Raw genomic sequence first — 8,354 nt, forward strand, 5'->3', positions numbered from 1 at the left:
AATTATATCAGGGGTAAAGATATGGAGTTCTTATACGATATCTTCTATATTTTTTACAGTCAGGTTATGACCAAAGCACCTTTGCTGCTTGGTATCGTAACTTGTCTCGGTTACATCCTTCTCAAACGTGACGCAACAACCGTTATCGCCGGTTCAATTAAAACCATTGTTGGTTTTATGATTGTTCAAGTGGGTGCGGGAACACTGGTAGCAGGTTTTAAACCGGTTATTGAAAAGATGAGTGAAATTCATGGACTGACAGGCTCGGTAATCGACCCTTACACCTCCATGATGGCCACCATGGAAACCATGGGTGACAATTACTCTTGGGTTGGATACGCAGTCCTTATGGCGCTAGGCATCAACATTCTATTGGTTGCCTTCCGCAGAATTACAGGTATCCGCACCATCATGCTTACGGGACACATCATGTTCCAACAAGCTGGCTTGATTGCTGTTTTCTACTTCGTGCTTGGCGCGGGTATGTGGGAAACCATCATCTACTCTGCAATTTTGATGGCTCTATACTGGGGCATCTCTTCCAACATCATGTTCAAGCCTACACAAGAAGTGACAGGCGGAGCGGGCTTCTCTATTGGTCACCAACAGCAGTTTGCATCTTGGGTTGCAACGAAAGTTGCTCCGAAGTTAGGTGATAAGAACGACAGTGTAGACCACATCAACCTACCGAAATGGTTACACATCTTCCACGACAGTATTGCTGCGACTACGTTAGTCATGACGGCATTCTTCGGCATCATCCTTCTCTCTTTCGGTCTTGATAACCTTCAAGAGATGGCAGGTAGCACACACTGGCTTATTTACATCTTCGAAACGGGTCTGAAATTCGCAGTAGCGATTCAAGTTATCGTAACCGGTGTACGTATGTTCGTTGCCGAGCTTTCTGAAGCGTTCAACGGTATTTCTCAACGTCTAATCCCGAATGCGGTTCTTGCGATTGACTGTGCGGCTATCTACGCATACTCACCAAACGCAATGGTGTTTGGCTTCCTTTGGGGTGCTGTGGGCCAATTTACTGCGGTATTGGCGATGTTGGCCTTCGATGCGCCAATCATGATCATCCCTGGCTTCATTCCAATGTTCTTCTCTAACGCAACGATTGGTGTATTCGCTAACCACTTCGGTGGCTGGAAAGCGGTGATGAAGATCTGTTTCGTGATGGGCATTATCGAAGTAGTTGGCTCAGCTTGGGCTATTCACATCTTCGCGCAATCAGGTACTGAGTTTAACGGCTGGATGGGTATGGCTGACTGGGCTCTCGTATTCCCACCAATCATGCAAGGTATCTCTAGCTCTAGCATGTTCTTCTTTGTTGTTGTCGCACTTTCTGGTGTGTACATGTACTTCGCATCGAAAGCACTACGTGCTGAAGAAGACGGCGAAGCGCAACAAGCACAAACCATGACAGCAGTAACACCAGAAGGTGTAGAGGTTGAGGTTGAAGCGCCTAATTCTCAAGCGGCTAAGTCAGAAGCGCCTCTGAAATCTCAAGCGGTGGCTGAGGCCCCACAAGCGAGTGTCGCCACTGAACAGAAACCAGTACGAGTTCTCGTGTGCTGTGGCTCTGGTCAAGGCTCATCAATGATGTGTTCTAAGAAGATTAAAGAGTTCTTAGATAAGAAAGGCGTACCAGCAACTACATTCAACAGTGCAATCACAGACTACAAATCACACTTAGGTTCATTCGACATCATCGTTACTTCGGTTGCGTTGGCTGAAAAGATTACCAACCTACCGGAAGGTAAACAGCAGCTAGCAGTGAAGAACATGATCATGGTGAAAACCTTTGGTGATGAGCTGATTTCACTTATCGAAAACAACTTCCACAAATAATTGAACTAGCCCAGCGGCAAAGCGGCTGGGCTAATAAAAATACTAATAACAAATTACTAAGTGAGCAAAACAATGAACTTGAAAGAATCTCTGATTACCAACAACTCAATCCAACTTAATGCAAAAGCAACAGACTGGCAGTCGGCTATCAAAATCGGTACTGATGCACTGGTTAAAGCTGGTGTGGCTGAAGAGCGTTACTACGACGCGATCATCAAAGCGATTTCGGCTGAAGGTCCATACATCTGTATTCACGACGCATTCGCTCTACCACACTGCCGCCCAGAAGATGGCGTGATCAAAACAGGCTTTGCGTTAACGGTCCTAGAAACCCCAATTCTTTTTGATGATGTAGACGAGCCAGTCGATGTGCTGATCACCTTGGCAGGTAAAGATTCAGAAGAACACATCGAAGGCACGATGCAGGTCGCGAACCTAATCGAGTTTGATGAAGATTTCTCAAAACTACGTGCATGTAAAACACCGCAAGATGTGGCGAACCTGATTGATATGGCGCTCGCACAAGCTGAAGCGGCTTAAGGAGTCGATATGTCCAAATATAGCCAATTGAAACAACGTGTTTTAGAAGCAAATTTGCAGCTTCCTAAGTACGGCTTAGTGACATTTACCTGGGGTAATGTTTCTGAGTTTGACCGTGAAAATGGCGTGATAGCGATTAAACCTTCAGGTGTTGAATACAGTGACATGACGGCTGAAGACATGGTGGTAGTGGATTTAGAGGGCAACATCATTGAAGGCAAGCTGAATCCTTCAAGTGATACTGCTACTCACCTGGAGCTCTACAAAGCGTTCCCAGAAATCGGCGGCATTGTGCATACCCACTCTCGCAGTGCAACGATTTGGGCGCAGGCGGGTATTGATATTCCAGCTCTCGGTACGACACATGCTGACTACTTCTACGGAGATATTCCGTGCACTCGCAAGCTCTCAAATAGCGAAATTGCGGATCAGTATGAGAAAAACACTGGCTTGGTGATCATCGAAGAGTTTATCCAGCGCCGTATCGACCCGATGGCAGTACCGAGTGTGATTGTGGCGGGGCACGCGCCTTTCTCTTGGGGTAAAGATGCCAAAGACGCCGTACATAACGCGGTGGTGCTAGAGGAGGTGTCGGCAATGGCATTGGCTACACGTTCGCTAAACAGCGGCATCAAGATTCAGCCGGAGCTATCAGACAAACATTACCTACGTAAGCACGGTGAAAATGCTTACTACGGGCAGCAATAAGCGCGACGTGAGGAGAGGCGATGTATCAAGTATTGGCGTTAGACCTTGATGGAACCGTGTTGACCGATGATCACACCATCCATCCTGAAGTGAAAAAAGCGATCCAAGAGGCCAAGCAACATTGCCATGTGATGATCGTGACCGGTAGGCATCACACCGCAGCAAGGCCTTATTACTACGAGTTAGGGCTAGACACTCCAATCATCTGCTGCAACGGAACTTACGTGTATGACTACCAAACCGAGACCGTTTTAACTCAGAACGCAATTGAACATCAGCATGCTCTGACGTTCATCGACCTAGCACAGGAACACAAACTGAAGATGGTGATGTATATCACCGATGCGATGACCTACTCCAACTACAACCCATTCGCCTACATGTTGGCGTTGGAAGAGTGGGCTGAGCAAGCACCAGAGCACCACAAGCCAAACATCTATCGAGTGGATTCATTCTCTGAAACGGCGAAGAACACCGAGTTTGTGTGGAAGTTTGTGGTGGAAGGGGAGCAAGAGTCGGTGGATCGTTTAATGCAAACGCCTTGGGTCAAAGACCACTTTAATGGCGAACGTTCGTGGTCGAACCGAATCGACTTTGCCGCAAAGGGAAATAGTAAAGGCCTACGCCTTGCTGAATACGTGAATGAACTGGGGTTTAAGCCCTCCCAAGTGATTGCCGTTGGTGACAATCACAACGACATATCAATGCTTCAATACGCGGGCTTAGGCGTAGCGATGTTTAATGCTGACGACACCGTCAAATCGAACGCTCAAGCCGTGTGTAAAACAGACAACAATCAAGATGGCCTTGCCCATCTAATACGTGAACAAATTCAAGGATAAACCATGACTAAACCAATGATTCAAATTGCCCTAGACCAAACGAACCTACCTGCTGCTATTGAAGTTGCGAACAACGTAGAGAGCTACGTAGACGTGATTGAAGTGGGGACTATCCTTGCGTTCGCTGAAGGTATGAAGGCGGTTTCGACACTGCGTAAAAACCACCCTGACCATATCTTAGTGTGTGACATGAAAACCACAGATGGCGGGGCGATTCTGGCTCGTATGGCATTTGAAGCAGGCGCTGACTGGATTACGGTTTCAGCAGCAGCGCACATTGCGACCATTGATGCATGTAACAAAGTCGCTGATGAGTTCAATGGCGAAATTCAAATCGAGATCTACGGTAACTGGACTATGGACGACGCTCAAGCGTGGGTTGACCTAGGTATTACACAAGCGATCTACCACCGTTCTCGTGACGCTGAGTTGGCGGGCGTGGGCTGGACAGAAGCGGACTTAGTGAAGATGCGTGCTCTGTCTGAGCTGGGTATCGAGCTTTCTATCACAGGTGGCATCGTGCCAGAAGATCTGTACCTATTTGAAGGCATTAAAGCGAAAACCTTCATTGCAGGCCGCGCGTTGGCGGGTGAAAAAGGCCAAGAAACCGCTGAAGCACTGAAAGAGCAAATCAACCGCTATTGGAACTAGGAGGCGTTATGTACCAAAACTTAACGCGCCATCGTGTCGGGCTTTATGAAAAAGCCCTTCCGAATGACTTAAGTTGGGAAGATAAGCTAAAAACGACGAAAGAGTTAGGCTTTGATTTCCTTGAAATTTCGGTTGATGAATCCGATGAAAGACGCAGCCGCTTAGACTGGTGCGATGCAGAGGTTTATGGCCTACGCCGCTTGTGTGAAGAGCATCAAGTGCCGCTACAGTCTATGTGTTTGAGTGCACACCGCAAGTTCCCATTTGGCTCAGCTGATCCGAAAGTGCGAGAGCAAGCCGTTATCCATATGGAGAAGGCCATTACGTTGGCCTACAAGTTGGGTATTCGCACCATTCAGCTCGCAGGATATGACGTGTATTACGAGCCTGCAGACAAGGCGACACACCTGCGTTTTATCGAAGGTATGAAGTTCTCGGCACAACTGGCGGAGCGCGCTGGGGTGATGTTAGCGGTTGAAATCATGGACACGGATTACCTGAACTCGCTGAGTAAGTTTGAAGTGTTGAGCCGAGAGATTGACTCGCCTTATTTCACTGCGTATCCAGATGTAGGCAATATCTCAGGTTGGAACTATGACATAGTGACAGAGCTTAAGCTGAGTAAGCCGCACATTACGCAGATTCACCTTAAAGACACGTATCGCGTCACTCCTGAATACAAAGGGCAGTTCCGTGATTTAGTGATTGGTGAGGGAGAAGTCGATTTCAATGCGATCTTCAAAACATTGAAAGAAACGAAGTGCGTAGTACCACTTGTTATCGAGATGTGGGCGCAAGACGAGCACTGGAAAGAGAATATCTTGAAAGCTCAGGTTCGCTTAAATGAAGTTTGTCGTCAAACGGGTGTGATGCCCCTGTTTGGAAATGAATTGCTTGGAAGCTAATCGCGTAGATTGAGATTGCGCAAAAACAACAGAATAGCAGCTCAGTTGGCTTAACCGATTAGCGAATCAAACATCGCTAATGTCAGAAAATTCATGCTCCTTTCTGACAATAAAAACGTGCAGCATATTGCCCCCAATATGTTGCACGTTCTGCTTTTTCTGCGGTGAAGAACTCGATCGCCGTTGGTTAGATAGCAACAGTGATGTGGTCGCGTCCTACTTTTGCCATCTCCATCAGAACCTCTGTGTGGTACTTCTTCTTCACGGTAACGTGAGTGCCAATTTCACTGGCAATCTTTACGATTTCTAGTGCGTCTGTTGGGTGTAGAGAGGAGTCTTTTGCGATTTCGATGTTTACGCCTAGTTTGACGAGTTCAATTGCGTCGGTTGAATGCATGGTACTTTTCCAAAATTGAATTTTGGTGGACTATATCACTTTCATTTTATTCAACTCTATACGCATTCCTCAAAAACGGATATCGATCCGATCAAAATAGGATTTCAAGGGGGAAAATTATCGCTTATTCCGTAAAGGAGACTTGAGTAGGACTACTTTATTGGGTGTTCGATATTCTCTTTTCTATGTAGTAACGTGGTTGAATATTGACTTAATATAGTGCTTACCAATGAAAATAGTTATTGCACCAGACTCGTTTAAAGAATCTTTATCGGCTGTATCGGTGGCGGCGTGTATTGAACAAGGTTTTCGTGAAGTCTTCCCCGACGCGGATTACGTGACCTTGCCTTTGGCTGATGGCGGTGAGGGTACGGTTGATGTTTTGCTGCAAGGTTTAGCAGGAAAAAAGCGAGTAACTCAGGTTGAAGGGCCGTTGGGTGAACTTGTAAATGCGGAATGGGCGATGCTTGAACCGTCAGAGCGTAATCCAAACAAAACCGCACTGATTGAAATTGCTGCTGCATCTGGTTTAGATTTACTAACGCCAGAGCAGCGTGACCCGCTGGTGGCTTCTTCATACGGTACAGGTCAGCTCATTTTAGAAGCGATGCTGCAGGGGGCTCAAACGATCATTCTAGGCTTGGGCGGCAGTGCAACCAACGATGGCGGTGCGGGGATTGTTCAAGCGTTAGGGGGGAAGTTACTCAACAGTACAGGGCAAGAGCTCAGCCGAGGTGGTGCCGCGTTATCGGAGTTAGCTTCTATTGATTTAGCTGACATAGATTCGCGCTGCACTGATATCGAATTGATTGTCGCATGTGATGTTGATAATCCATTGTGTGGTGATAATGGTGCCAGCCATATCTTCGGTCCACAAAAGGGTGCAACTTCGGAACAAGTTTTGGTACTTGATAAGGCCCTCGCTCACTTTGCTAGAGTCGCTGAGTCACAAGGCTGTGTTGAAGGTGAACAGTCGATTTACGAACGTGCTGGTTATGGTGCGGCTGGTGGCACACCGATGGGGCTGAGTTTGCTATTCAACATGCAGATTAAACCCGGCATTGAGATGGTGCTCGATGTATTACAAGCCGATGAGATATTGAAAGGTGCCGACCTTGTGATTACGGGGGAAGGGCAGATGGACAATCAAACTCTACAAGGGAAAACACCTTATGGGATTGCTAAACGAGCGAGTTTACAAGGTATTCCGACGATTGGGATTGCAGGCTCGTTGGGAACTCAAGTTGAGGCTTTGTATGGTGAGATGGCCAGTCTATTCGGAACTGTACGTTCTCCCCAGCCTCTTGAACAAGTGCTGCAAGAAGCCGAATTGAATCTAACCAGAACCGCAAGAAATATCGCGTCAACGCTGAAGTTAGGTCAGGCGATTATTAAATAAAGTAAGGTTATACAGGGGCTTAGTTAACTCACCTGTTCGATAGGTTTTATAGATAGCAACGATAAATATAAACGATTATATTTTCCGGCCACTCAGGTCTATTCTTTACCCATATTATTTTAGTGGTTTTTAAAGTATTGAATCCACTTAAATCGAAGGTATGGCAACGATGCGATATCTTTTACCTTAAGGAATAGACCATGAGTAAAAAACTAACTACAGCTGCGGGTTGTCCTGTTGCTCATAACCAGAATGTTCAAACGGCGGGCAAACGTGGCCCACAGCTTCTACAAGATGTTTGGTTTTTAGAGAAATTGGCTCATTTTGATCGTGAAGTGATTCCAGAGCGTCGCATGCACGCGAAAGGCTCAGGTGCTTACGGTACATTTACCGTGACCCACGATATTACCAAATACACCAAGGCAAAACTGTTCTCTGAAGTTGGCAAGAAAACCGACTTGTTTGCACGTTTTACAACAGTAGCGGGCGAACGTGGCGCGGCTGATGCAGAGCGTGATATCCGTGGTTTTGCATTGAAATTCTATACTGAAGAAGGTAACTGGGACATGGTAGGTAACAACACGCCAGTGTTCTTCTTACGCGATCCTCTTAAATTCCCAGACCTAAACCACGCGGTGAAACGCGACCCACGTACTAACATGCGTAGCGCGAAGAACAACTGGGATTTCTGGACTTCTCTACCTGAAGCACTTCACCAAATCACTATCGTAATGAGTGATCGTGGTATCCCTGCGACTTACCGCCACATGCACGGTTTTGGTAGCCACACGTTCAGCTTTATCAACAGTGACAATGAGCGTTTCTGGGTTAAATTCCACTTCAAATCTCAGCAAGGTATTAAGAACTTGTCGGATGCTGAAGCAGCGAAGCTGATCGGCGAAGATCGTGAAAGTCATCAACGTGACCTGCTAGAAAGCATCGATAACCAAGACTTCCCGAAATGGACACTTAAAGTTCAAGTGATGCCAGAAGCGGACGCAGCGAAAGTACCTTACAACCCATTCGATCTTACTAAGATCTGGCCACATGCAGACTAC

9 protein-coding genes are annotated in these 8,354 nt (G+C 46.7%); 8 read left to right on the forward strand and 1 reads right to left on the reverse strand.

What is annotated here, in order from left to right; all coding sequences use genetic code 11:
* Window positions 1-21 precede the first annotated feature (21 nt).
* From BCT81_RS23730 to BCT81_RS23755, 6 genes are all read left to right on the forward strand, one after another.
* A complete protein-coding gene (locus BCT81_RS23730; protein ID WP_102426069.1) occupies window positions 22-1,854 on the forward strand; it encodes a PTS ascorbate-specific subunit IIBC in 1,833 nt (610 codons plus the stop codon).
* Window positions 1,855-1,926: 72 nt separating this feature from the next.
* A complete protein-coding gene (locus BCT81_RS23735; protein WP_008215917.1) occupies window positions 1,927-2,394 on the forward strand; it encodes a PTS sugar transporter subunit IIA in 468 nt (155 codons plus the stop codon).
* 9 nt (window positions 2,395-2,403) lie between these two features.
* Window positions 2,404-3,102, forward strand: coding sequence for an L-ribulose-5-phosphate 4-epimerase (locus BCT81_RS23740; protein WP_061032091.1), 699 nt, complete (start codon window positions 2,404-2,406; stop codon window positions 3,100-3,102).
* A 20-nt stretch (window positions 3,103-3,122) separates the two neighbouring features.
* Window positions 3,123-3,944, forward strand: coding sequence for a pyridoxal phosphatase (locus BCT81_RS23745; protein ID WP_102426064.1), 822 nt, complete (start codon window positions 3,123-3,125; stop codon window positions 3,942-3,944).
* A 3-nt stretch (window positions 3,945-3,947) separates the two neighbouring features.
* Complete coding sequence (locus BCT81_RS23750) at window positions 3,948-4,595, forward strand: 3-keto-L-gulonate-6-phosphate decarboxylase UlaD (protein WP_102426065.1); 648 nt, start codon at window positions 3,948-3,950, stop codon at window positions 4,593-4,595.
* A gap of 8 nt (window positions 4,596-4,603) precedes the next feature.
* Window positions 4,604-5,500 (forward strand): L-ribulose-5-phosphate 3-epimerase, encoded by an 897-nt coding sequence (locus tag BCT81_RS23755; protein ID WP_102426066.1) that lies wholly within the window; start codon window positions 4,604-4,606, stop codon window positions 5,498-5,500.
* A 187-nt stretch (window positions 5,501-5,687) separates the two neighbouring features.
* Here the strand turns inward: BCT81_RS23755 and BCT81_RS23760 are convergent, their stop codons facing one another.
* Window positions 5,688-5,897 (reverse strand): hypothetical protein, encoded by a 210-nt coding sequence (locus BCT81_RS23760; RefSeq protein ID WP_008215911.1) that lies wholly within the window; start codon window positions 5,895-5,897, stop codon window positions 5,688-5,690.
* A 229-nt stretch (window positions 5,898-6,126) separates the two neighbouring features.
* Between BCT81_RS23760 and BCT81_RS23765 the strand changes: the two genes are divergently transcribed.
* Both BCT81_RS23765 and BCT81_RS23770 read left to right on the forward strand, forming a co-directional pair.
* Entirely contained in the window at window positions 6,127-7,296 is a 1,170-nt protein-coding gene (locus BCT81_RS23765; RefSeq protein WP_102426067.1) for a glycerate kinase, read from the forward strand.
* A 200-nt stretch (window positions 7,297-7,496) separates the two neighbouring features.
* A partial coding sequence (locus BCT81_RS23770; protein ID WP_133152706.1) for a catalase occupies window positions 7,497-8,354 on the forward strand: 858 nt, incomplete at its 3' end.

This window comes from Vibrio sp. 10N.261.52.A1 (assembly GCF_002876325.1).
GTDB classification, from domain to species: Bacteria; Pseudomonadota; Gammaproteobacteria; order Enterobacterales; family Vibrionaceae; genus Vibrio; species Vibrio chagasii.